The sequence below is a fragment of the Ruegeria sp. YKSD163 genome (genome assembly GCF_059612905.1).
The window spans coordinates 48,799-72,022 of sequence record NZ_JBXWRM010000020.1 but is presented as its reverse complement, the minus strand read 5'-3'; the positions used below and the strand labels follow the sequence as shown (position 1 = coordinate 72,022).

The 23,224-nt window shown below is 65.2% G+C and carries 23 protein-coding genes; 9 read left to right on the top strand and 14 right to left on the bottom strand.

Annotated features, from left to right (window positions below; translation table 11 throughout):
* Window positions 1-499, bottom strand: a 499-nt coding sequence (locus AC2FNA_RS20365) for a GTP-binding protein (protein WP_496829688.1), incomplete at its 3' end; no start/stop codon positions are given.
* Window positions 500-874: 375 nt separating this feature from the next.
* Between AC2FNA_RS20365 and AC2FNA_RS20360 the strand changes: the two genes are divergently transcribed.
* Window positions 875-1,192 (top strand): hypothetical protein, encoded by a 318-nt coding sequence (locus tag AC2FNA_RS20360; protein WP_496829687.1) that lies wholly within the window; start codon window positions 875-877, stop codon window positions 1,190-1,192.
* A 47-nt stretch (window positions 1,193-1,239) separates the two neighbouring features.
* Here the strand turns inward: AC2FNA_RS20360 and hisD are convergent, their stop codons facing one another.
* Window positions 1,240-2,541: a histidinol dehydrogenase gene (hisD, locus tag AC2FNA_RS20355; RefSeq protein WP_496829685.1), complete on the bottom strand. Its 1,302-nt coding sequence runs from the start codon at window positions 2,539-2,541 to the stop codon at window positions 1,240-1,242.
* A gap of 77 nt (window positions 2,542-2,618) precedes the next feature.
* Between hisD and AC2FNA_RS20350 the strand changes: the two genes are divergently transcribed.
* Entirely contained in the window at window positions 2,619-3,584 is a 966-nt protein-coding gene (locus tag AC2FNA_RS20350; RefSeq protein WP_496829683.1) for a LysR family transcriptional regulator, read from the top strand.
* A 283-nt stretch (window positions 3,585-3,867) separates the two neighbouring features.
* On the opposite strand, the gene AC2FNA_RS20345 is transcribed toward AC2FNA_RS20350, so the two are convergent.
* Window positions 3,868-4,329 carry a low molecular weight protein-tyrosine-phosphatase gene (locus AC2FNA_RS20345; protein ID WP_496829681.1) on the bottom strand — a complete coding sequence of 154 codons (462 nt, stop codon included), beginning with the start codon at window positions 4,327-4,329 and terminating at the stop codon, window positions 3,868-3,870.
* Window positions 4,330-4,373: 44 nt separating this feature from the next.
* On the opposite strand from AC2FNA_RS20345, the gene AC2FNA_RS20340 reads away from it, so the two are divergent.
* Both AC2FNA_RS20340 and AC2FNA_RS20335 read left to right on the top strand, forming a co-directional pair.
* Window positions 4,374-5,072 carry an NAD-dependent deacylase gene (locus tag AC2FNA_RS20340; protein ID WP_496829679.1) on the top strand — a complete coding sequence of 233 codons (699 nt, stop codon included), beginning with the start codon at window positions 4,374-4,376 and terminating at the stop codon, window positions 5,070-5,072.
* Window positions 5,069-6,073, top strand: coding sequence for an ornithine cyclodeaminase family protein (locus AC2FNA_RS20335; protein ID WP_496829677.1), 1,005 nt, complete (start codon window positions 5,069-5,071; stop codon window positions 6,071-6,073). The genes AC2FNA_RS20340 and AC2FNA_RS20335 overlap by 4 nt, the downstream gene beginning before the upstream one ends.
* Window positions 6,074-6,124: 51 nt before the next feature.
* Here AC2FNA_RS20335 and AC2FNA_RS20330 read toward each other — a convergent pair whose 3' ends face one another.
* The 4 genes from AC2FNA_RS20330 to meaB all read right to left on the bottom strand — a co-directional run bounded on the left by AC2FNA_RS20330 (window position 6,125) and on the right by meaB (window position 8,668).
* Window positions 6,125-6,604, bottom strand: coding sequence for a copper chaperone PCu(A)C (locus AC2FNA_RS20330; protein ID WP_496829675.1), 480 nt, complete (start codon window positions 6,602-6,604; stop codon window positions 6,125-6,127).
* Window positions 6,605-6,649: 45 nt separating this feature from the next.
* Window positions 6,650-7,000 (bottom strand): hypothetical protein, encoded by a 351-nt coding sequence (locus tag AC2FNA_RS20325; protein ID WP_496829673.1) that lies wholly within the window; start codon window positions 6,998-7,000, stop codon window positions 6,650-6,652.
* Window positions 7,001-7,200: 200 nt separating this feature from the next.
* Window positions 7,201-7,488 (bottom strand): 50S ribosomal protein L28, encoded by a 288-nt coding sequence (rpmB, locus tag AC2FNA_RS20320; RefSeq protein WP_234139397.1) that lies wholly within the window; start codon window positions 7,486-7,488, stop codon window positions 7,201-7,203.
* 202 nt (window positions 7,489-7,690) lie between these two features.
* On the bottom strand, window positions 7,691-8,668 hold the full coding sequence (gene meaB / locus AC2FNA_RS20315) for a methylmalonyl Co-A mutase-associated GTPase MeaB (protein WP_496829671.1): 978 nt from the start codon (window positions 8,666-8,668) through the stop codon (window positions 7,691-7,693).
* 221 nt (window positions 8,669-8,889) lie between these two features.
* Here meaB and hrpB point away from each other — a divergent pair, with 221 nt between their 5' ends.
* On the top strand, window positions 8,890-11,346 hold the full coding sequence (hrpB, locus tag AC2FNA_RS20310) for an ATP-dependent helicase HrpB (RefSeq protein ID WP_496829669.1): 2,457 nt from the start codon (window positions 8,890-8,892) through the stop codon (window positions 11,344-11,346).
* 12 nt (window positions 11,347-11,358) lie between these two features.
* On the opposite strand, the gene AC2FNA_RS20305 is transcribed toward hrpB, so the two are convergent.
* Window positions 11,359-11,580 (bottom strand): hypothetical protein, encoded by a 222-nt coding sequence (locus AC2FNA_RS20305; protein ID WP_496829667.1) that lies wholly within the window; start codon window positions 11,578-11,580, stop codon window positions 11,359-11,361.
* Between the two features lie 107 nt (window positions 11,581-11,687).
* Here AC2FNA_RS20305 and AC2FNA_RS20300 point away from each other — a divergent pair, with 107 nt between their 5' ends.
* Complete coding sequence (locus AC2FNA_RS20300; RefSeq protein WP_496829665.1) at window positions 11,688-12,614, top strand: LysR family transcriptional regulator; 927 nt, start codon at window positions 11,688-11,690, stop codon at window positions 12,612-12,614.
* 88 nt (window positions 12,615-12,702) lie between these two features.
* Here AC2FNA_RS20300 and AC2FNA_RS20295 read toward each other — a convergent pair whose 3' ends face one another.
* Window positions 12,703-14,307: a GMC family oxidoreductase gene (locus AC2FNA_RS20295; protein ID WP_496829663.1), complete on the bottom strand. Its 1,605-nt coding sequence runs from the start codon at window positions 14,305-14,307 to the stop codon at window positions 12,703-12,705.
* A gap of 288 nt (window positions 14,308-14,595) precedes the next feature.
* Between AC2FNA_RS20295 and AC2FNA_RS20290 the strand changes: the two genes are divergently transcribed.
* Both AC2FNA_RS20290 and AC2FNA_RS20285 read left to right on the top strand, forming a co-directional pair.
* Window positions 14,596-15,054 (top strand): NUDIX hydrolase, encoded by a 459-nt coding sequence (locus AC2FNA_RS20290; protein WP_496829661.1) that lies wholly within the window; start codon window positions 14,596-14,598, stop codon window positions 15,052-15,054.
* 92 nt (window positions 15,055-15,146) lie between these two features.
* Window positions 15,147-16,625 carry an inorganic phosphate transporter gene (locus AC2FNA_RS20285; RefSeq protein WP_234216495.1) on the top strand — a complete coding sequence of 493 codons (1,479 nt, stop codon included), beginning with the start codon at window positions 15,147-15,149 and terminating at the stop codon, window positions 16,623-16,625.
* Window positions 16,626-16,686: 61 nt separating this feature from the next.
* On the opposite strand, the gene AC2FNA_RS20280 is transcribed toward AC2FNA_RS20285, so the two are convergent.
* From AC2FNA_RS20280 to AC2FNA_RS20260, 5 genes are all read right to left on the bottom strand, one after another.
* A complete protein-coding gene (locus AC2FNA_RS20280) occupies window positions 16,687-17,703 on the bottom strand; it encodes a 2-dehydropantoate 2-reductase (RefSeq protein ID WP_496829658.1) in 1,017 nt (338 codons plus the stop codon).
* Window positions 17,704-17,760: 57 nt separating this feature from the next.
* Window positions 17,761-18,651: a GNAT family N-acetyltransferase gene (locus AC2FNA_RS20275; RefSeq protein ID WP_496829657.1), complete on the bottom strand. Its 891-nt coding sequence runs from the start codon at window positions 18,649-18,651 to the stop codon at window positions 17,761-17,763.
* A complete protein-coding gene (gene argC / locus AC2FNA_RS20270) occupies window positions 18,648-19,565 on the bottom strand; it encodes an N-acetyl-gamma-glutamyl-phosphate reductase (protein WP_496829655.1) in 918 nt (305 codons plus the stop codon). The genes AC2FNA_RS20275 and argC overlap by 4 nt, the downstream gene beginning before the upstream one ends.
* Before the next feature lie 117 nt (window positions 19,566-19,682).
* A complete protein-coding gene (gene argF, locus AC2FNA_RS20265) occupies window positions 19,683-20,609 on the bottom strand; it encodes an ornithine carbamoyltransferase (protein WP_496829653.1) in 927 nt (308 codons plus the stop codon).
* Between the two features lie 87 nt (window positions 20,610-20,696).
* Complete coding sequence (locus AC2FNA_RS20260; RefSeq protein WP_496829651.1) at window positions 20,697-21,872, bottom strand: aspartate aminotransferase family protein; 1,176 nt, start codon at window positions 21,870-21,872, stop codon at window positions 20,697-20,699.
* Window positions 21,873-22,258: 386 nt separating this feature from the next.
* On the opposite strand from AC2FNA_RS20260, the gene AC2FNA_RS20255 reads away from it, so the two are divergent.
* Window positions 22,259-23,143, top strand: a complete 885-nt coding sequence (locus AC2FNA_RS20255) for a DMT family transporter (protein ID WP_496829649.1) — start codon at window positions 22,259-22,261, stop codon at window positions 23,141-23,143.
* The last annotated feature ends 81 nt before the right edge of the window (window positions 23,144-23,224 follow it).

Below are 23,224 nucleotides of genomic sequence, written 5' to 3'. Positions count from 1 at the left end.
TGGCGCTGACCCGGATCGCGCCGGATGCGTCGATGCCGATCACATCCTCGATCTGTTCGGCCACCCGGTCGCATTCGCTGGCGGGCAGGTCGATCTTGTTGAGGATCGGCACGATCTCGTGGTCGGCGTCGATGGCCTGATAGACATTGGCCAGCGTCTGCGCCTCGACCCCCTGGGTGCTGTCCACAACCAGCAAAGACCCCTCGACCGCGCGCATCGAGCGGCTGACCTCGTAGGCAAAGTCGACATGGCCGGGCGTGTCGATCAGGTTCAGCACATAGGTCTGACCATCGTCGGCGGTATAGTCGATGCGGACGGTGTTGGCCTTGATGGTGATGCCCCGCTCGCGCTCGATATCCATCGCGTCGAGCAGCTGCTCCTTCATGTCACGATCCTGCACCGTCCCGGTCTCCTGGATGAGCCGGTCGGCAAGGGTGGATTTGCCATGGTCGATATGGGCGACGATGGAGAAATTGCGGATATGGGCGAGGTCTGTCATGGATTGGGCATATGATGAGGAATCTTGGTTTGGTCAAGGTGGATCGAACGACCACAACCGCCGCATTTTGGCAGAAATGTCCAAGGGCAATCGCACTGCGACACCCACCGGCCCCGGTAACGACCGGAATGAACCACCAGAGCAGCTCCCAAATCCCATTGGCTCGGAGGATTAACAGGGCTTGGATATAGGCGCAGGAACTCTCTGGGTACGAGTCAACGCCTATTTGAAGGACGCGCGTGTATCTCGCCGATCACATTCCCGCCACCCTCACATTCCATTTATCGCAGCCGATTGATCCCTGGCGACTCTTTTGCCATAGTGTCGCCCGACAGGCGGGGCGGCAGACCCCGTGGCAGAGCAAGAGGCCAGGAAATGAAACGGATTGTGACGGGGGCGCTGGGTGCTGCCCTTTTGGCAACGATGGTGCCGGTGCAGGCCATTGCCGCGCCGGGTGTGATCAATCAGGCCTGCCGGCAGAGCGGCCGCGACGCCGCCACCATCGAGCGCTGTGGCTGTATCCAGGAAGCGGCGAACAAGGCGCTGAACCGCAGCGAGCGGCGCAAGGTCGCCAAGTGGTTCAGCGACCCGCATCAGGCGCAGGTGGTGCGGAAGTCGGACAAGAGCAGCGACGAGGCGCTGTGGAAGCGCTACAAGGCCTTTGGCGAGCTGGCGCAGGCGATCTGCCAGTAACACCCATAGATGGCGGTGGCGGGTCAAAGCCCGCCCCCTAAGCCCACTTAGCCTGCGTTCACCTGCCTGAGCGCAGGGCGCAGCTTGTCCAGCCGGATATCGGCGGTGCGGGCGTGTCCCTCCATCCCCTCGGCGCGCGAGATGGTGGCGGTGGCGTGGGCCAGATCGGGCAGCGCCTGCGGCTCCACCTGTTGCCAGGTCACGGTTTTCAGGAACTTGTGCACGCTGAGCCCGCCGGTATAGCGCGCCGCGCCCGAGGTGGGCAGCACATGGTTGGGGCCGCTGGCCTTGTCGCCAAAGGCCACGGTGGTCAGCTCGCCCAGGAACAGCGAGCCATAGGCCATGAGCCGCCCGCGCCACCAGTCGAGATCGGCGGCCTGTACATGCAGGTGCTCGGGCGCATAGCGGTCGGCGGTGGCGGCCATCTCCTCGCGGTCGGTGCACAGGATCACCTCGCCCAAGGCATCCCAGGCGGCCTGGGCGCTGGAACGGTTGGGTTCGGGCAGATCGGCGATGCAGCCGGGGATATGGGCCAGAACCGCCTCGGCCAGCGCCCGGTCGTCGGTGACGAGCCAGACCGGCGAGTTGTAGCCATGCTCGGCCTGCCCGACCAGGTCCCAGGCGACGGTGAGCGGATCGGCGGTGGCGTCGGCGATCACCAGGCTGTCGGTGGGACCGGCGAACATGTCGATACCCACGGGTCCGAACAGCTGGCGCTTGGCCTCGGCCACGAACTGGTTGCCCGGACCCACCAGGATATCGGCGGGCGGCGCGCCAAAAAGGCCGAAGGCCAGCGCCGCCACCCCCTGCACCCCACCCAGCGCCAGGATGCGGTCGGCCCCCGCCAGCGACATCGCGTAGAGGATCGCCGGATGAACCCCACGCCCCGGCTGCGGCGGCGAAACGGCGGTAATCTGCGGCACGCCAGCGGCGCGGGCGGTGGTGATCGTCATCAGCGCCGAGGCGATATGGGCATAGCGCCCGCCCGGCACATAGGCGCCCGCCGCCGCCAGCGGGATCTGTTTCTGCCCGGCGATCAGGCCCGGGCGCAGTTCGGTCTGGAAATCCAGCGCCGAGGCGCGCTGTGCCTCGGCAAAGCGGCGAATATTGTCATGGGCATAGCGGATCTGGGCCTTGAGGTCCTCGGACACCTGTTCGCTGGCGCGTGCGACCTGATCGGGGCTCACCACGATCTCGCCGCTCCAGCCATCGAGCCGCGCGGCATAGTCGCGCGCGGCGGCCTCGCCCTCGGCACGCAGGCGGGCCAGCATCACCTGCACCACGTCCGCCGCATCGCCCTGTCGTGCGGGGGGCAGACCGGGGGCGGATTTCAAAACCGTGATCGTCATGGCGTGTTCCTGTTTTCCTCACTTGACCCTAGGTCAGGATAGTTTAAGAAAATGCAAAACTGATCGGAGCGATCGAAATGCTGATGAAAGGCGTGACCCTGCGCGGTCTGGAAGTGTTCGAGGCGTTGTCGCGCAGCGGATCGGTGGCCCAGGCCTCGGCGCAGACAGGGTTGAGCCAACCCGCCGTCAGCCAGCAGTTGCGCAATCTGGAGCAGGCGCTTGGCACCGATCTGGTCGATCATGGGCGTCGGCCGATGGTGCTGACACCCGCCGGACGCGCCTTCTTGCCTCGGGCGGAAACGGTGCTGAGCGAGTTGCGTCTGGCGCAGAGCGAGTTGACAGTGATGGACCTGACCCATCTGAGCACGCTCAGCATGGGACTGATCGACGATTTCGACAACGACCTGACGCCCCGGCTGGCGACCCTGCTGGCTGACAGTCTGACCAAGTGCCGGTTCAAGCTGATCACCGCGCCCAGCCACGAAATCAGCGAAGCGATAAAGGCGCGGCGGTTGCATATCGCGGTGGCCGCGACCTCGGGCGAGGTGCATGACGGCATCATCGAATACCCGCTGGTGCGCGACCCCTTCATCCTGGTGGCGCCGCGCGGCGTGGTACCCAAGGGAGGCGACATGCTGGCATCCCTGCATGGGCTGCCGCTGTTGCGCTATGCACGCGAACAGCTGATCGGACGCCAGATCGAGGCGCATCTGGCCCGCCAGAAACTTGACTTCGAAGAGCGCTTCGAGATCGGTTCGCATCTGGCGCTGATGGCGATGGTAGCGCGGCGGTTGGGCTGGGCGGTGACCACGCCGCTGGGCTTTATGCGGGCAGAGCGATTTCATGACGATGTCGAAGCCTTTGCCCTGCCCTTTGCCGCCTTCTCGCGCCGTATCTCGCTGTTTGCGGGTGCCGATTGGGCCGACCGGGTTCCGCGCGACGTGGCAGAGACCATGCGGCGGCTGGTGCAGAGCCAGATCATCGACCCCGCAGTGGCGCGGCTACCATGGCTGGCTGGCGAACTGCGCGTGATCGAAAGCTGATCGCACCGCCGTCCCGCTTGCGGGCGCTCTTGCAAAATGAGGGCGGGTCGGGACATCGGGCGCACCGGTTCGAAGAAGCAGGACGTCGGGATCAAGCCCTGTCTTGCCCCCACCGGGCAAGAGGGCGCCGTCGAGTTTGCACAAGACAAGCGGATAGTTTCCGGTTTTCTAAAAGTGCGCAGGGGCTTGCGTCACAAAGCGCTTCAGGACGTTCGAACCGCTAAACGCCCTTGGAGTGGGTGACATGCAATAAAGGCAGGTGGACAGCAACCGCAACGGCCTCTCAACCCGGCAGCAGCGCCCCCGCAACCAGTCGGTTGCGCAATCCGTGCGCCGCCATCTCGATCAGATCCAGCGCCCCATCGAAGTCGCGGGTATAATATGGATCGGGAACATGGGTGGCGCCACTCTCGGGCGCATAGTCGGTGAACAGCCGTACCGGCGTTGCGCTGCCCGTCGGGCGTTGCGCCTCGATATCGGCCAGGTTCTGGGCATCCATTGCCAGGATCAGATCAAACAGATCGAAATCACCCGCCACGAACTGTCGCGCCCGCAGATCCGACAGATCGATGCCGCGCGCCGCAGCTGCCGCCCGCATCGGACCATAGGGCGGTTCACCTACATGCCAGCCACCGGTTCCGGCACTGTCGGTCCCGGCTTCGGGCATCAGGGCGCGGAACACACCCTCGGCCGCGGGCGAGCGGCAGATATTGCCTAGACAGACAAAGAGGATACGGTGGGTCATGCGGGGCTCCTGTTTCCCCAGAACCTATAGGCGAGCGGAGCGGTATGAGAAAGATAGTCATTCTGACAGGCGCCGGGATATCGGCGGAAAGCGGGCTGGGAACCTTTCGCGACGCGGGCGGCATCTGGACGAAATATCCGCTGGAGGATGTGGCAACGCCCGAAGGCTTTGCCCGCGATCCGGTGCTGGTCCACGAATTCTACAATGCCCGTCGGGTTCAGGCGGCTGCCGCCCGGCCCAATGCCGCCCATCACGCACTGGCCCGGCTGCAACGCGACTGGCCCGGCGAAGTGGTGATCGTTACCCAAAACGTTGACGGGCTGCACGAGGCCGCTGGCGCCAGCAATGTGATCCACATGCATGGCACGCTGGCAGGCGCGCTTTGCGCCGGGTGCGGCCACCGCTGGACAGCGCCCGATGCGATGGACACCGCCACCCCCTGCCCCGCCTGCACCCGCCCGGCGGCCCGGCCCGATGTGGTGTGGTTCGGCGAAATGCCCTATTTCATGGATACGATCTTTGACCACCTCGCCAGCGCTGACCTGTTTGCCGCCATCGGCACTTCGGGGCAGGTCTATCCGGCGGCAGGCTTCGTGCAGGAAGCGACGGCCAGTGGCGCCCGGACGATCGAGTTGAACCTTGAACCTTCGGCCGTCGCCTCGAACTTCGATGAGACGCGATTCGGCCCGGCCAGTCGGGTCGTGCCCGACTGGGTGTCGGACATACTGGGCCTGCGGGGATGAGCGATTTCCTGATCCTCTCCGATCGTAACCTTGGTGAACTTGGCGTAACAACCGCCGAGGTTCAGATGGCGCTTGAGGACGCAATCCGGGCACAGCTTCGCGGGGCAGTGCATGTGGCACCGAAATCGGCGCTGCTGCCCGGCGACGGGCGCTATGTGATGACGACGCTTGCGACCGGCGACGCCCCCTCCCTGACCGTGGTGAAATCGGTGATGGTCAGCCCCGACAACCCGGTACGGGGCTTGCCCGGGACCGAGGGCGTCTTGCTGGTTCAGGACAGTGAAACCGGCCAGTTGCTGGCCCTGATGCAGGCGGGCTGGATCACCCGGATGCGCACCGCCGGCCTCAGCGCGCTGGTGGCGCGGCGGCTGGCTGATCCGGCGGCACGCGTGGTGGCCTTTGTCGGCGCCGGCGCCCAGGCGCGCGCGCACCTCGCTGCGTTCTGCGATCTCTTTCCGTTGCAAAGGGCGGTCGTTTTCGGGCGCGGGGCAGAGAATATCGCCCGGCTGGGCGCGGCCGCCCGCGCGCGGGGGCTGGAGGTCGAGATCGCAGACACCCCGCACCACGCCATCGCCGACGCCGATCTGGTGGTTTCCTCGGTCACCCTTGATCACCAGATGATACCGTTCCTGGATGCCCGCTGGCTGAAGCCCGGCGCCTTTGCCAGCCTGACCGATACGGGCCTGCCCTGGCGACCCGATGGGATGACCGCGCTCGACCCGCTCTATATCGACGATCTGGCGCAAGAGGCCGCCAATCCAAGGCCGATGATCGACCCCGCGCAGGTTCGCGGCGATCTGACGGCTTTGCTCGGAGAAGACGGACACAAGACAAGCGTCAACCGCCACGATTCGACCCGCCGCGCCGGTTTCCTGTTTCGAGGTCCGGCAATCGCCGATTTCGCCATCGCCGCCTTCGCGCTGCAACGCGCTCAGGCGACGGGCGCTGGCCGCGCAACTGTTTGGCCAGACGCAACCAGGCCGGGTCAAAGCCCGGCCTGACGCTTGGATGAGGGCTGCCGCGCAGCCTGAAGACAGGCGTAGCCCCTGGCCCTAGTTCGATTTCTTCTTCATGTGGCCATGACCGCCATCCTGACGCTCCAGGTCGACGGGAATCTCCACTTCGATCTCTCCCGCCTTTTCAAAGACCAGCGTGACCGGCACCGTCTCCCCCTGTTCGAACGGCGCCTTGATCCCCATGAACATCACATGATCGCCCCCGCGTGCAAGCGGGTACATGCCACCGGCGGGGATCGTGAAACCTTCGGGCACATGCATCATCTTAGCCACGCCCTGATCATCGATCTTGTGGGTATGCAGCTCGACCTTGGCGGCAATATCAGAGCGGGCGTCGATCAGACGGTCGTCTTCGGCGCCGGTGTTCTGGATCATCATAAAGGCCGCACCGGCCTTGGCATTGGCCCCCGAGGAGCGGGCATAGGCATCGTCGATCACGATGGTCTCACCGGCCCAAACGGTGGTGGCAAGGGTAATGGTCGCGGCCGCAGCCAGCAACTTGGATTTCAGCGACATGGTCTCTCTCCTTGGCATGTCTTGATCTGTCTGAATCGAAACGGGTCAGAGCAAGATCGGCGGCGCGCGCGCCGGAACCGCAGAGAGGGTACGGGTAATCAGGCTGGGTTGCGTCCGGTCCGGCACAGGCAAGACCTGTTGCGGCGCGGCGGGCGCAACTCCTACATCGGGCAACAGCGCCCCCAGCAGCATCAGAGCAAAGTCCGGACAGTAATGCGGTGGGGCGGTCGGCTGCCCGTCGGCATCCATGTAGAGGATGACGGGCCCAGTGCCGGTGCAGATCTCCATCTGATCGACCGCTGCGCTCATCCCGCGCGAATTGGCCAGCCCCTGACCGGTCAACCCGACAAGCAGCGAGAGCGCAAGCGCAAGGGATATCCGCACCGGGGCTGTCATTCTGTTGTCCGATATCTGCTCCAGGCTCCCGTTCCGCAAGGGCAAAAAAACCTCCTGCGACAGCAGGACGCCGGTCTGTCAGGAGACCGACTTCCAAAGGAAATCGGGCCGGAAAACGTACCGTTTTCCGGTTTCGTCCCAAAAAGAGAAACCCCGCACGCGAAACGCACGGGGTTCCCGAAATCAGGGGATCGGAAGGATCAGGCCGCGGCTTGCGCCTTGGCAATCTCTTTCTTGACCTTCAGAGCATTGTCGGACAGGTCCTCGTCCTTGGCCTTGGCCAGAAACGCGTCCAGACCGCCCCGGTGATCGACCGAGCGCAGGGCAGACGCCGAAATACGCAGCTTGACACCACGGCCCAAGGTCTCGGACTGCAGGGTCACATCGTTCAGGTTGGGCAGAAAACGACGGCGGGTCTTGTTGTTTGCATGGCTGACATTGTTGCCAGTCATCGGGCCTTTTCCGGTCAGTTCGCAGCGGCGCGACATGGTCTCTTCCTTCGTATCTGGAGACGGGGGCGAACCATCCGTCTAATCACAAGGGGCGCAACCCGAAGTCGCGCCCGAAAACTGGTTGGATGCGTGTAGTGGGAATCGCGGCGAGGGTCAAGACGGCTGGACGGGATTCTTTGCCTTGTCTTATGCCCCACCCTGGCGGGTCGGCATGGTTGATTACGACAAGAGGAAAGCCTCATTCCTCGTTCAGAAAGCTCAGCATCTGCTCGGCGGCGCTGGCGGGCGTCAACTGCCCCTGAGCGGCGGCAGTGGAAAGCCGGTCCATCTCGGCCCGAGCACGTGGCGTTTCCAGCCGGGCAAGCAGAGCATGGCGCACCTCCTGTCCGAACCAGTAGCGCGCCTGTTCGGCCCGGTTGGCTGTCCAATGCCCGTTTTCCCTCCGCCAGTCAGACAACGCGCGCATCTCGGCCCATGCGGAATCCAGCCCCGCCTCCTCGACCGCCGAGACGGTCAGCGCCTTGGGAAAGCCCGGCGGGTCCTGCACGCGCTTGCGCAACAGGCGCAGCGCGCCGGCATAGTCGGCGCAGGTCCGGGTCGCGGTGGATTTCAGTTCGCCATCCGCCTTGTTGACCAAAATCAGATCGGCCATTTCCATGATGCCACGCTTGACGCCCTGCAACTCGTCACCACCGGCGGGCGCCAGCAGCAACAGGAACAGGTCCGACAACTCGGCCACCACCGTTTCGGATTGTCCGACACCGACCGTCTCGATCAACACCACGTCAAACCCTGCTGCTTCGCACAGGCTGACCGCCTCGCGTGTGCGGCGCGCGACCCCGCCCAGATGGCTTTGACTGGGCGAGGGACGGATAAAGGCATTGGGCTCGCGTGACAGGCGCTCCATCCGGGTCTTGTCACCCAGGATCGAGCCGCCGGAGCGGGCCGAACTGGGATCGACCGCCAGCACCGCGACGCGCAGCCCCTGCCCCACCAGCATCATGCCGAAGCTTTCGATGAAGGTGGACTTGCCGACGCCCGGCGTGCCCGACAGCCCAATCCTGAGTGCCTGCCGCTCGGAACGGGCCAGCCGATCGAGCAATACCGTTGCCTCGGCCCGGTGGTCGGCGCGTCGGCTTTCCACCAGCGTGATCGCCCGCGCGAGCGCCCGGCGGTCGCCCGAGAGTATCCTGTCGCCAAGCTGTGTGATATCCATGCCGGTCCTCGCGAATTTTGCCCTGAATGGCGGAGCGGGCCCCGGTTTGTCCAGAGCCGACCCACTGCATGCGCCGGATTGTCCCTGTACCGCGCGCCCGAATACCAGCGCTGGTGCTGCTGCTTCTTTCTGGTCTCAAATACTCAATGTCGCCACCGCGCGCCACAGGGACCCGCCGAATGGGACTGGACCTGCCCCCACCGCTCTGGCGATAAGGCGGCATGAAACGCCTGCCCATCGACGACGCCTTGCCCGACCTGATCACTGCCCTGCGAAAACAGGGCCGGGCCGTATTGCAGGCCCCACCTGGCGCGGGCAAGACCACTCGGGTGCCTTTGGCCATGCTCGAGGCCGGGCTGACACGCGGGCGGATTGTGATGCTGGAACCACGCCGCCTTGCCGCACGGGCCGCAGCCGAGCGCATGGCCGAAACGCTGGGCGAAACCGTGGGGCAGACTGTGGGCTACCGTATCCGGGGCGAGGCCAAGGTGTCGCCGGGGACCCGGGTCGAGGTTGTGACCGAGGGTATCCTGACCCGCATGTTGCAGTCCGAACCCGACCTCCCCGGAATCGGCGCGGTGATCTTCGATGAGTTTCACGAACGCTCGCTCAATGCCGATCTGGGGCTGGCGCTGTGTCTCGAAGTGGCCGCAGTGCTACGCGACGACCTGATCCTTCTTGCGATGTCCGCAACACTTGATGCCAGCCCGGTGGCCGCGCTGATGGACGCGCCGATGGTCACGTCCGAGGGTCGAGCCTATCCGGTCGAGATCCGCTGGCTCGACCGTCCGCTGGGGCCGAGGGCCCGCCGGGTCGAGGCGCTGGCTGATCTCGTCGCGCGGGCCGAGGCCGAGACCCGCGAGATAGGCGGCGGCCTTCTGGTCTTCCTGCCCGGCGAGGGAGAGATCCGAAGGGCAGAGGCGCTGCTGTCTTCCCGCCTGCCCGACGGTTGCGCCCTGCGTCCCCTGTTCGGTGCCATGCCCTTTGCCGCGCAACGCGCGGCGCTCGCCCCTGCTGCGGAAGGGCGCAAGGTGGTGCTCGCGACCTCGATCGCGGAAACCTCCCTGACCATTCCCGATATCCGGGTGGTGGTCGACATGGGACAGGCGCGCCGGGCACGCTTCGATCCTGGCTCCGGCATGACACGGCTGGTCACGGATCGGGTAACGCGAGCCGAGGCGACGCAGCGGGCGGGGCGCGCAGGCCGCGTGGCTGAGGGCATCTGCTACCGGCTCTGGACCCGCGGCGAAGAAGGAGCATTGACCGCCTTTCCACCCGCCGAGATCGAAGCGGCGGACCTGACCGGGCTGGCACTGGAACTGGCGCTTTGGGGGGCCGAGCCCGAGGTGCTGGGCTTCGTCACCCAACCGCCCGAAGGAGCATTGACCGAGGCACGGGCGCTGCTGGGTTTCCTCGGCGCACTCGATGCGCAGGGGAGGATCACCGATCACGGGCGGGCATTGGCAACGCTTCCCCTGCATCCAAGGCTGGGACACATGCTGGCGATTGCCGGGCGTGACGCCGCCCCGTTGGCCGCGCTGATGGCCGAACGCGATCCGCTGCGCGGGGCGCCCGCCGATCTGGACCTTCGGATCGCGGCCCTGCGCGATCCGTCCCGGTTCCGGCGCGAGCGTCCTTACGAGGTCAATATGGGCGTGCTCGACCGGATCAGAGCCGAGGCGCGGCGGCTGGAGAAACAGGCAAAGGCACCCACAAGGGGCAGAAGCCCTGCCGCGATGGCCGCACTCGCCTACCCCGATCGGATCGGCCAGCGCCGCAAGGGAGAGGCACCCCGTTTCGTCCTGTCGGGCGGTAAGGGCGCCGCATTGGACCCCGGTGAGGGGCTGGCCAGCGCCCCCTATCTGGTGGCCATCGACACCGATGGCGACCCGCGCGAGGCCCGCATCCGGATGGCGGCGCGGATCGGCGAGGCCGAGTTGCGTGAACTATTTGCCGACCAGATCACTCGGATCGACATCTGCGAATGGTCCCGCCGTGAACGCCGGGTGACTGCACGGCAACAAGAAAGGCTGGGCGCGATTAGCCTGAGCGACCGGGTCTGGAAGGATGTGCCCGAGGATGCGGTCGCGCGGGCCATGCTTGACGGAGTGCGCGATCTGGGTCTGCGCCTCGGCGGAGCCGCTGCGCGACTGGCTCGGCGGGTCGAACTGCTGCGGGCCGAAGGCGCCGATCTTCCGGATTTCTCCGAGACCGGACTGACCGACACGATCGAGGACTGGCTGCTGCCGATGCTGTCAGGGGTGCGAAGCGCCGAGGACTGGAAGCGCTTCGACCTGCTGCCGGCGCTCAAGGCGCGCCTCGACTGGAGCCAGAGCCAGGAACTGGACACCCGCGCGCCTGGTGCCTTTGTCACCCCCCTGGGGCGCAAGGTGCCGATCGACTACGAACACGAAGTGCCGGAAATCGCTGTCCGCCTGCAAGAGATGTTCGGGGTCACGACACATCCGATGGTCGCGGGTGTGCCCCTGAAGGTCACGCTCTTGTCCCCCGCCCAACGCCCGATCCAGATCACCCGCGACCTGCCCGGGTTCTGGGACGGCTCCTATGCCGATGTGCGCAAGGACATGCGCGCGCAATACCCCAAGCATCCCTGGCCCGAGGACCCGCGCGCCGCCGATCCGACACTGAGGGCCAAGCCGCGCGGCGGCACCCGTTAGTCCGGCGCCCGGTCAGTACCGGCCGGAAAGCCCGATCATCGTCTCGTGCAGGCCGGTATCGGTGGAGAAGGCCTCGGGGCAGAGTTCGAACATGTCCTGCACGAAGGCGCGGCGTGCGCGGTCGCCCTCGACCCGGGCCTCGGGGGTGGCCTGGATGTGGCGCCGGGGCAGCGGCAGCGCAAGCAGCGCGCGCCACATTACACCAAGGATTGGAAAACTGTCCTGCATTGTCATCTCGGCCTCCCCTGCCTGAGCATCACACAAAGAAGTCTAGGTGGCGCCTGAGCGGCATGGTATAGACAACGGTGTTGCGCGGTTCTTCGGAAATGAAGAGGTGGTCGTTGAACTGGTCGGACATTCGCGTTTTTCTGGCAGTTTACCGCGAGGGATCGACACTGGCCGCATCGCGTGTGCTGGGGGTGTCGCAGCCGACCGTCGCCCGCCAGATCGAGACGCTGGAGCATCAGTTGGGGCTGACGCTGTTCGAGCGCGATACCCGCGGGTTCCGCCCGACCCTGGTGGCGCGGGACCTGCTGCCGCAGGCGGAGATGCTGGAAGCTTCGGCCAGAAACCTGGAGGAGGCCGCGACCAAGGCGCGCAAGTCCAACGCCCGGCCGATCCGGATTACCGCCCCCAACCGGAATTTCTCGCCAATTTTCACCAAGATCCTGTCAGATTTCCGTGACGAGCACCCCGAGATCCGTTTCGAACTGATCTCGACCTATGACATACTCGATCTGGCGGCGGGAGAGGCCGACATCGCCATCCGTATCACGCCCCAGATCACCGACGAGCGGCTGATCTGTTCAAAGCTCACCGACGTCAAATCGGCCCTTTACGCATCCCGCGACTATGCCGCGCGCCATGGGGTACCGACGGGGCCGGATGATTTCGCCGGTCATACCTTTGTCATCTACGACCCCATGCCGGGGGCGATGCGGCTGAACCGCTGGCTGGTGGAGCGGATCTCGCCCGAACAGATCGTGGCGCGCTGCGGCGAGCCGGAATCGGTCACCGCCAGTATCGAGGCGGGCCTGGGTGTCGGCCCGGTGACGATTTCATTTGCCGCCGATTATCCTTCGCTGGTGCGGTGTTTCGATCCGGTTCCGGACACTGACACGACCTCGTGGCTGGTGATCGGCCCGGACGCCTATCGCCGCCCCGAAGTCCGCGCCTTTGCCGCGTTCTTTGCGCCCCGGTTTCGCGAGGCCTATGTGGCGCAGCGCGAGCAGGCGATGATCGCGCAGGCCTATCGGCCGGGGCGCTGAAAAGCACTGCAAAAAGGGGGCTCTGCCCCCTCGGTCCTGGCGGGCCTCACCCCCGGATTATTGCAAACCAGAAAGAAGCAGGTCCGGGTCAACCGGCGCGGATCATGTCGGCGGCTTTCTCGGCGATCATGATGACGGGCGAGGCGGTGTTGCCGCTGACGAGCCTTGGCATGATCGAGGCGTCGATCACCCGCAGGCCCGAAAGCCCGTGCACGCGCAGGTCGGGGGCGACCACCGCCATCGGGTCGTGGCCCATTTTGCAGGTGCCCACGGGATGAAAGATCGTGGTGGCGATATTGCCTGCCTCGCGCAACAGGTCCGCGTCGCTGGCGATATGCGGGCCGGGCAGGAACTCCTGCGGCGCATAGGGGGCGAGCGCCCTCGCGGTCATGATCTGGCGGGCCTGTTTTAAGGCGGCGACCGCGACCTGCTGGTCGCGCGGGGCGCTGAGGTAGTTGAGGCGGATATGCGGCTGCGGGCCGGTCTCGGCGCTGGTGATGTGGCAGTCGCCCACGCTTTCGGGACGCAGATTACAGACTGAAACCGTGATCGCCGGGAACGGGTGCAGCGGGTCGCCTAGCCGGTCGGTCGACAGCGGTTGCACGTGGTATTCCAGATCCGGCGTTTCCAGCGCGGGGTCGGATTTGGTGAACATGCCGAACTGGCTGGGCGCCATGCTAAGCGGGCCCGAGCGGGTCAGTGCATATTTCAGCGCGATACCGATGCGGCCGGTCAGCGAATTGGCGGTCTCGTTCAGGGTGGGTGTGTTCGAGACCTTGAACACGGTGCGGATCTGCAGGTGATCTTGCAGGTTCTCGCCCACGCCCGGCAAGTCATGCACCGGGTTGATACCGAGCGCCGAGAGGCGGTCTGGCTGGCCGATCCCGGAAAGCTCCATCAGCTTGGGCGAGTTGATGGCGCCAGCGGCCAGCAGCACCTCGGCCTTCGCCGTGGCCCTATGTTCGGCCCCCTTGTGGCGGAAGACAACGCCGGTGACGCGCTTGCCGTCGAGGATCAGCCGCTGCGTCTCGGCCCGGGTCAGAACCCGCAGGTTGGGCCGGTTCATTGCCGGGCGCAAGAAGGCCTTTGTGGTGTTCCAGCGCACACCGTTTTTCTGGTTGACCTCGAAGAAGCCCGAACCTTCGTTGGTGCCGCTGTTGAAATCCTCGGTCGGCTCAAACCCGAACTCGCGCGCGCCCTCCTGAAAGGCGCGCAGGATCTCCCAGCTGAGGCGCTGGGTAGTGACCTTCCACTCGCCCCCGGCCCCGTGCAGGTCGCTCTTTCCCTTGTGGTGATCCTCGGAGCGGCGGAAATAGGGCAGCACGTCGTCCCAGCCCCAGCCGGTATTGCCCATCTGCCGCCAGCCGTCATAGTCGGCCGCCTGCCCGCGCATGTAGATCATGCCGTTGATCGAGGTGCAGCCGCCCAGCACCTTGCCGCGCGGATAAACCAAGCTGCGGCCATTGAGGCCGGGTTCGGCGGCGGTCTTCATCATCCAGTCAACGCGCGGATTGCCGATGCAGTAGAGGTAACCTACCGGGATATGGACCCAGTGGTAATGGCCCTTACCACCTGCTTCGAGCAACAGCACCCGTATCTTTGGGTCGGCGCTGAGCCGGTTGGCCAGCACGCATCCGGCTGTGCCTCCGCCAACGATGATATAGTCGTAATCGCCTGTCAGGTTTTCGCTCATGTCTCTCCCCTGCCCGCCAGCTTGCCGATTGGCGGCAGCGATGCAATCAAGAATGCAATCGGTCGGAGTTCGCGTTCAGGGAGATCTCCCAGACCAGCTCCGCGCGAGAGCAGTTTCATCCTGCGGGCGCCAAAAAACATGGCCCAGATATGCCAAAATCTCGAGCTTTGGGCACAGAAACTCCATGTTTTCAAAGTTCTTTGTTGATTTTTTGTGGAAAACACACAAATATCGGTCAGATTTCCACAAGCGCCGAAAACTCGTAGAACAGGCGCCGAGGGTGAGCAGATGAAGTCACGAGTCCACACCGCCTGGACCGAGTTGGTCCGTCCCATGTTCCTGCGTCCGAAACGGACGCAAGTCGCAGCATTGTGCCTGCGCCCCACCATTGGCGGACCCGAGGTCTTGCTGATCACCAGTCTGGATACCGGACGTTGGATCGTGCCCAAGGGCTGGCCTATCGAAGGACTCAGCGGCCCCGAAACCGCGCTTCAGGAAGCCTGGGAAGAGGCTGGCGTGCGTCGCGCCCGGGTCGAGGACGAGCCGGTCGGCGTCTTTGGCTATGGCAAGCGCCGCAAGAACGGCACCGTGGAACCGGTGGAAACCTATGTCTATCGGATGCTGGTAGACGAGCTCTCGGATATCTATCCCGAGGCCGGGCGCCGGCAACTGCGCTGGGTCGCGCCATCAGAGGCCGCCAACATGGTGCAGGAACCGCAATTGCAGGACCTGCTGCGGCAATTGTAACAGCGTTACGACGAATTTATGACACACCTGTTGCGCCAGGGGGCTGCGCGGTCTAAGCCGCGCGCGACCCGCATGGAGCCGGACAGGATATCATGAGCGACCGCAAGACCAAGCCCCAGTGGGGTCGGCTGGATGCCGACCTGAACCGGATTAGCCGGATCGAGACCGCAACCGCTTATGCCGCGCGCCCCCTGGTGGGGACCGGGATTGCGCTCGCCTTTATCGTGCTGGCAGCCTTGGCCGCGATGGTTGCGCTGGGTGGTACACCGGGCGGGATCGTGGTGGTCGCCGCAGCGGCCTTCGGCGCCTATATGGCAATCAATATCGGCGCCAATGACGTGGCCAACAACATGGGCCCGGCGGTGGGCGCCAATGCCCTGTCCATGGGTGCGGCGATTGCCATCGCGGCGGTGGCCGAAAGCGCCGGCGCCCTGTTGGCGGGTGGCGATGTGGTCTCGACCATCTCCAAGGGGATCATCGACCCCAATTCGGTGGCCGATACCCAGGTCTTTATCTGGGCGATGATGGCGGCGCTGATCTCGTCTGCGCTGTGGGTCAACCTGGCAACCTGGGTGGGGGCTCCGGTCTCGACCACCCATTCTGTCGTGGGTGGCGTGATGGGCGCGGGCATCGCCGCCGCGGGCCTGTCGGCGGTGGACTGGTCGACCATGAGCGCCATCGTGGCCAGCTGGGTGATCTCTCCGGTTCTGGGCGGGGTGATCGCGGCGCTGTTTCTGGCCCTGATCAAGCACCGCATCCAGTATCAGCCCGACAAGATTGCCGCTGCGCGCCGCTGGGTGCCGATCCTGGTGGCGGTGATGGCGGGCACATTCGCCACTTATCTGTCGGTCAAGGGCATCAAGAAGATCGTCAAGATCGATTTGCAGACCGCCCTGATGATCGGACTGGCAACCGCCCTGCTGGTCTGGGCGGTGACGATCCCCTGGATCAAGCGCAAGTCGGAAGGCATGGAAAACCGCACCAAATCCATCAAGGCGCTCTTCGGCCTGCCGCTGGTCCTGTCGGCGGCGCTGTTGAGCTTTGCCCATGGTGCCAACGACGTGGCCAATGCGGTGGGTCCGCTGGCGGCCATCGTGCATGTGAGCCAGGCGGGCAGTTTTGCAGCCAAGGTGGCCATTCCCTTCTGGGTCATGGTGATCGGTGCCTTTGGCATCTCGTTCGGCCTGTTCCTGTTCGGGCCCAAGCTGATCCGCATGGTGGGAAGCCAGATCACCAAGCTGAACCCGATGCGGGCCTATTGCGTAGCGCTGTCGGCGGCGATCACGGTGATCGTGGCCAGCTGGCTGGGCCTGCCGGTCAGCTCGACCCATATCGCCGTTGGCGGGGTATTCGGCGTCGGATTCTACCGCGAATGGCATTCCGAGCGCCGGTTGCGTCAGAACCGCAACAACCGCCCCCCGGCCAAGCGCCTGCCACTGGAAGAGCGGCGCCGGCGCAAACTGGTGCGGCGCTCGCACTTCATGACCATCGTGGCGGCCTGGGTGATCACGGTTCCGGCGGCAGCGCTGATGTCGGGCGTGATCTTTGCGATCCTGAACAGCTTTGTCTGACCCTTTGTGCAGGCGTTGAAGGCAGGAATGCGAGGCTCTGCCTCGCGCTCCGAGGTATTTATCAACAGAAGAAGAAGGTGCCTCCGTCCGGTGTGGTGATCTGTGCAACGCTTAACCGGGGGGCGGTGGTGCCACTGCGTGTCGCCGCGTCGATCAGGGACGAGACGCGGGAACAGATCGGGGTGGCAACGCCATGTGCGCGGCCCAGCCGGATGATCTCTCCCTGAAGACTGGCGATTTCGGTCGCGCGACCGGCATCCAGATCATAGGCCATTGAGCTGCGGGCGCTGGGATCGACCGTCAGCATCCGCGCGGCGATGCGGGTGAAAAGAGTGTTGGGCAGGCGCAGGATATGCGGCGTAGTCCAGGCTGGCAGCGGCGTGGTTGCGGCGACCGGGATACCGGCGGTGCGCAAGACACGCAGCGCCTCGGCCATCTGGTCGGCCATGAGGCGGCGCCAGCTGCGGTCGGCGAGCTGTTCGACCAGGGTCAGCCCCGACAGCGCGTTGAGCGCGTTGTTGAGGTTGATCACCAGCTTGCCCCATTGCACCGCCTCGATCCGCAGGCTTTCGATCACCGGCAGGCCGGGCACCGAGAGCGCCGCGCCAAGCCCGCCCGGCCCCGCCGCGATCACGATATCGCCGGAGGACGCCCGGTGCCATGTGGCTTCGCCCAGCGGCACCACGTTGAAGGGGACCATACCGGCGCGGATCTCGCGTCCGGGCAGGCGGGCACGCAGCAGGCGGGTGTTTTCCAGACCGTTCTGCCAGGACAGGACCGGGGCGGATACCGGGGCATGGGTGGCGATGGCGCTGGCCATGTCGGCAGTGGCCGGGGTCTTGACCGCAACGATCACCAGGTCTGCCCCGGACAGGCAGCCGGGATCGGTGGCAAGGGACAGGCGGGCCGCAGGGAGGGTCAGCGTCAGGCCCGAGAAATCCGTAACCGTCAGCCCGCACCGTTCTATCTCGTCGAGGAGAGGAGCACGGCCAAGCAGCGTGACCTCATGTCCCGCGGCGGCCAACAGACCGCCACAGAAACAGCCGATACTGCCCGCCCCGGCAATCACGATGCGCATCGCTTCTCTCCCCTTGTCCGCGCCATATTGCGGGGGTGGCGGCGATCGCGCAACGGCTCAGACGGAAGGCCAGCCCAGGATCAGATTGTCGGAGGGCCAGAGCGGGCCCTTGTCCTGCCGCTCGGCAAGGATCGTACCACCCTGCGCTTGGTAAAACGCCAGCGCTGGGGCATTGTCGCGCACCACCGCCAGAATCAGGCGCGGCGCACCCGCCAGGACCGCCTGCGCGCGCGCCAGCCCCAGCAGGCGTGCGCCCAGCCCAGAACGCCGGGTCGACGCGGCGATATAGAGATGGTCAAGCTCGGTGCAGCCGTCGAAGCCATCCACCCCGCTGGGCGACCGAGCTGCAAGCCCGACCGCCACCCCGTCACGCAGGGCGATCACGGCACCACCTTCACTGGCCAGCCGGTCGCGCCAATAGGCGGTGCGGCGGGCCTTGTTCAGGGCCAGCCGCACTTCGGGCGGAGCGATGCGGGCATAGGTTTCCTGCCAGACCTGAAAGTGCAGCGCGGCTAGCGCCTCGGCATCCTGCGGTCCGGCGCGGCGCAGGGTGATGCCACCCTCGCAAACGCTGTGCCCGGCGGCGATCCAGGCCGCCTCGGCCCGGGCCACCTGCCCGGCGCGCACCAGCAGGTAGTCGCGGTCATGGGTCGAGGTGACAAAGACCCCCAGACCGGCCCGCGATACCGGTTCCACCGCCGCCAGCACAACGTCGGGCTGATCGAGCGCGGCCAGGGTCTCGACCCGGAGCGCCTGCCAGCCGCGCGCGGTGGTCTCGCCCTCGGGCACTCGCTCCGACAGGCAAAGGATCGAGGTCTCGTCCGGCGCCTGGGTGACGCTGACCAGGCCAGGGCCTGCATACCAGCGGGGCAGCGGCGCGCCGGCGGAGCGGCGGGTGATGGCATAGGTGCCCTCAAGCCTTGTCAGCAACAGGTCGGGCGGGTTCACAGACCCAGCCCTTCGTCCAGCCCCAGCATGATGTTGAGGTTCTGCACCGCCGCGCCCGAGGCCCCCTTGCCCAGATTGTCAAGCAGCGCGATCAGCACCGCGCCACCGCTGTCGTGATTGCCATGCACCGACAGTTCCAACCGGTTGCTGCCGTTCAGGCGGCGCGGGTCGATGCGGGGGCCATAGTGTTCGGGCGAGACCACCGAGACAAAGCGGCTGGCGGCATAGTGATCGGCCAGCGCCGCCTCGATTGCGACGCCCTGCCCCGGTTCGAGAAAGGGCAGCGGTACCTGCACGATCATCCCCTGTTCATAGGGGCCGACCGAGGGTACGAAGATCGGCCGCCGGGACAGGCCCGCATGCGCGATGATCTCGGGCAAGTGCTTGTGCTTCTGGTCGGTGGCATAGACGAAGGGACCATCGGTCTGACCGCTCTCGAACTCGGCGATCATCACCTTGCCGCCGCCGGAATAGCCGCTGATGGCGTTGATGCCGAGCGCCGCATCGGCGGCGATCAGCCCGCGCTGGACCAGCGGGTGAAGGAGAGCAATGGCACCGGTCGAGTAGCAGCCGGGGTTCGACACGAATTGCCCGCTGGCGATCCGGGCGCGAAGTGCATCGTCCAGTTCAGGAAAGCCGAAAGCCCAGTCGGGGTGCACCCGATGCGCGGTGCTAGCGTCGATCAACCGGGTGCCAGTGCCCGCAAGTGCGGCCACGATCTCGACCGCTGCCGCGTCGGGCAGGCAGAGAATGCCGACATCCGCCTCGCCAAAAGCGGCGAGCCGGGCACCGACATCCTTGCGCGCGGCGTCGCCCAGCGTGATCAGCCGGATATCGTCACGCCCCTCCAGCCGAGCGCGGATTTGCAAGCCGGTCGTGCCGGCCTCGCCATCGATGAAGACCTTGTATGTCATGGTCGGGTTTCCCTGTGTCCAAGGCGGAAAGCGGGCATACCGGAACCTGCCCGCCAAGGCAGGGTCCGGTCTGTCTTTTCGGTGATATTTCAGTTCAGTGAGAAGCCGGAGGGCCGATCAGGCGCCCAGGCACCAGCGCATGATCGCCTTTTGCGCATGCAGGCGGTTTTCGGCCTCGTCGAAGATGACCGAATGCGGGCCGTCCATCACCTCAGAGGTGGCCTCCTCCTCGCGATGGGCGGGCAGGCAATGCATGAACAGCGCATCCGGCTTGGCATGGCGCATCAGCTCGGCATTCACCTGATAGGGGCGCAGCAGATTGTGACGCCGCTCCTTGGCCGATTGCGCGTCATGCATCGACACCCAGGTATCGGCGACCACCAGATCGGCACCTTCAACCGCCTTGAACGGATCACGCTCGATCACAACCTTGGAGCCCTTCTGGCGAGCATAGCCCATGTACTCTTCTTCGGGGTCGAACTGGGCCGGGCCAGTGAAGGTCAGGTCGAAACCGAATTGTCCCGCGGCATGCAGGAAAGACGAGCAGACATTGTTGCCGTCACCGGTCCAGACCACCTTCTTGCCCGCGATCGGGCCGCGATGCTCTTCGAATGTCAGCACATCGGCCATGATCTGGCAGGGATGGCTGCGGTCGGTCAGCCCGTTGATCACCGGCACATCGGCATATTCGGCCATCTCGGTCAGCACGGTCTCGTCGAAGGTGCGGATCATGATCATGTCCACGTAGCGCGACAGCACGCGGGCGGTGTCGGCGATGGTCTCGCCATGACCAAGCTGCATGTCATTACCCGACAGCACCATGGTCTGCCCGCCCATCTGCCGTACACCCACGTCAAAGGACACGCGGGTCCGGGTCGAGGGTTTCTCAAAAATCAGCGCAACCATCCGGTTCTTGAGCGGCTGTTCGTCATCAGGCGCGGCCTTGGGCCGTCCGAGGCGGGCCTGTTTCATGGCGCCGGCCTGGTCGATCATGGACCGCAGGTCGGCGGCGTCGGTTTTGTGGATATCGAGAAAATGGTTCATGTCTTTAGGCTTTCTTCTGGCCGGGGCGGGGGCGCTGCCCCGTCGCCTGACGGCGACTCGCCCGGAGTATTTTGGGCGAAATGAAGATCAGGCAGCTTCGACCTGGCTGGCGGCGGCATCGAGGCGGGTGAAGGCCTCGGCGATGTCGTCCTCGGTCAGGTTGAGCGGCGGCAGCAGGCGGATCACGTTGTCGGCGGCGGGCACGGTAATGACCAGGTTGTCATAACCCGCCTTGACCACGTCGAGATTGGACGCCTTGCATTTCAGCCCCAGCATCAGGCCGGAACCGCGCACCTCTTCGAACACTTCCGGATGGGCGGCGACCAATCCTTCGAGCCGCTGGCGCAACAATGCGGCCTTGCGGTTGACCTCGGCCAGAAAGGCCGGATCGGCGATATGATCCATCACCGCGCAGCCCACGGCACAGCCCAGCGGGTTGCCGCCATAGGTGGAGCCATGGGTGCCCGCGGTCATGCCGCTTGCTGCCTCTTCGGTGGCCAGCACCGCGCCCAGCGGGAAGCCGCCGCCAATACCCTTGGCCACCATCATGATATCGGGCGTAATACCCGCCCATTCATGGGCAAAGAGTCGTCCCGTCCGGCCCACGCCGCATTGCACCTCGTCGAGGATCAGCAAAAGACCGTGGTCGTCGCAGATCTGGCGCAGCGCCTTCAGGTCTGCATCGGGAACCGGGCGAATGCCGCCCTCGCCCTGCACCGGTTCGATCATGATCGCAGCGGTTTTTTCCGTGATCGCGTTGGTCACGCCATCCAGATCGCCAAAGGTCAGATGCACGAAACCGGGCAGCAACGGGCCGAAGCCCTTGACCATCTTCTCAGACCCCGCGGCAGCGATTCCGGCGGAGGAGCGTCCATGGAAGGAACCGTCGAAGGTGATGATCTCGACCCGCTCGGGCTGGCCCTTGTCGTAAAAATACTTACGCGCCATCTTGACCGCCAGCTCGCAGGCCTCGGTCCCCGAATTGGTGAAGAACACCGTATCGGCAAAGGTGTGCTCCACCAGCTTGTCGGCCAGCGCCTGCTGTTGCGGGATCTGGTAGAGGTTCGACACGTGCCACAGGTTCTGCGCCTGATCGGTCAGCGCCTTGACCAGCGCGGGATGGGCATGGCCCAGCGCGTTCACCGCAATCCCTGAACCAAGGTCGAGGAAGCGTCGGCCATCCGCCTCGGTCAGCCAGGCGCCTTCGCCCTTCACGAAGTGAAGCGGCGCGCGGTTATAGGTCGGCAGGACGGACGGAATCATTGGATCATCCTTGTCTGAGGGTTGTCCCCGATGCAGGGCATAGCGGGGCGGTCAGGTCAATGTCTGGAAAGCAGGGTGCGCGATGCAAAACTGGCACGCAGGGATCAAACGACCGCTCAGGCGGTTGCGCGTCGGCGTCGGAGAGACGGGATATGAGCGTGATTGATCATGTCGTGTTCCATAACGGAGGAAACGCCCAAAGAAAACCCCTTCTGAAGGGGGAAATGCAACAAAATGGAGACCTCGTCTGATCCGGCGGTACTCATATCGAATTCAAGAATGCCTGCCCGGTCAAAAAGGACTTCGGGCTAATCGCCTGACGGAGGGATGCAAGATCGCTACGGCGCCACCTTGCCAATCCCAACGAGATAGCGCACCGCTTGGCCATGTTCGAACCCAAACCGCAGAATCCCGCCCTTGCCGCCGCGCTGATCTTCGCGGCCACGGGTTTCATTGCCGGCACGACGCTGCTGGCCAAGGCGCTGGGGACCGGCACGCTGGGCCCTGCCCTGCCAGCGTTTCAGATCAGCCACGGACGGTTTCTCTTTGCCTTCGCCGTGATCTTGTCGATCGTGGCCACGACCCGACCCCGGTTGGGGCGCCCCCATTGGGGACTGCACCTGGGCCGCACGAGTTTTGGCTGGGCGGGGGTGACCCTGATGTTTGCTGCCGTCGCCTATATCCCGATGGCCGATGCAACGGCGATCGCCTTTCTGAATCCGGTCTTTGCCATGCTGCTGGCGATCCCCTTGCTTGGCGAACGCGTCGGGCCTTGGCGCTGGGGTGCTGCGGTCGTTGCCCTCCTGGGCGCGCTCATACTGCTGCGGCCAGCGTCTGGCAGCTTCCAGCCCGCCGCCCTGCTGGCACTGGGTGCCGCGGCGGTGATGGGCATGGAGCTCATCTTCATCAAGAAGCTTTCGGGCCGCGAGCGCCCGATCCAGATCCTGCTTGTCAACAACGCGATGGGGCTGGTCATCGCCAGCGTCGCGGTCTGGCCGGTCTGGCAAACACCCTTGCCCGCGCAATGGGCGGCGCTGGCAGGGATCGGTCTGCTGATGGCCTGTGCGCAGATCTGTTTCGTCAACGGAATGGCCCGGGCCGATGCCTCGTTTGTCGCGCCTTTCAGCTATGCCACCCTTGTTTTTGCAACACTCTACGATCTGGCCGCGTTTCAAGTCTGGCCCGACGCGGTAAGCCTTGCCGGCGCTGCCATCATCCTCGCCGGAGCCCTGACCCTGGCCTGGCGCGAAGGTCGCGCTCGCAAGACCTGATCCGCCATTCATTTCGCCAGAAATACTCCGGGGGAGGCGCCCTTCGGGTGCCGGGGGCAGAGCCCCTTGGCGTCGTGACAC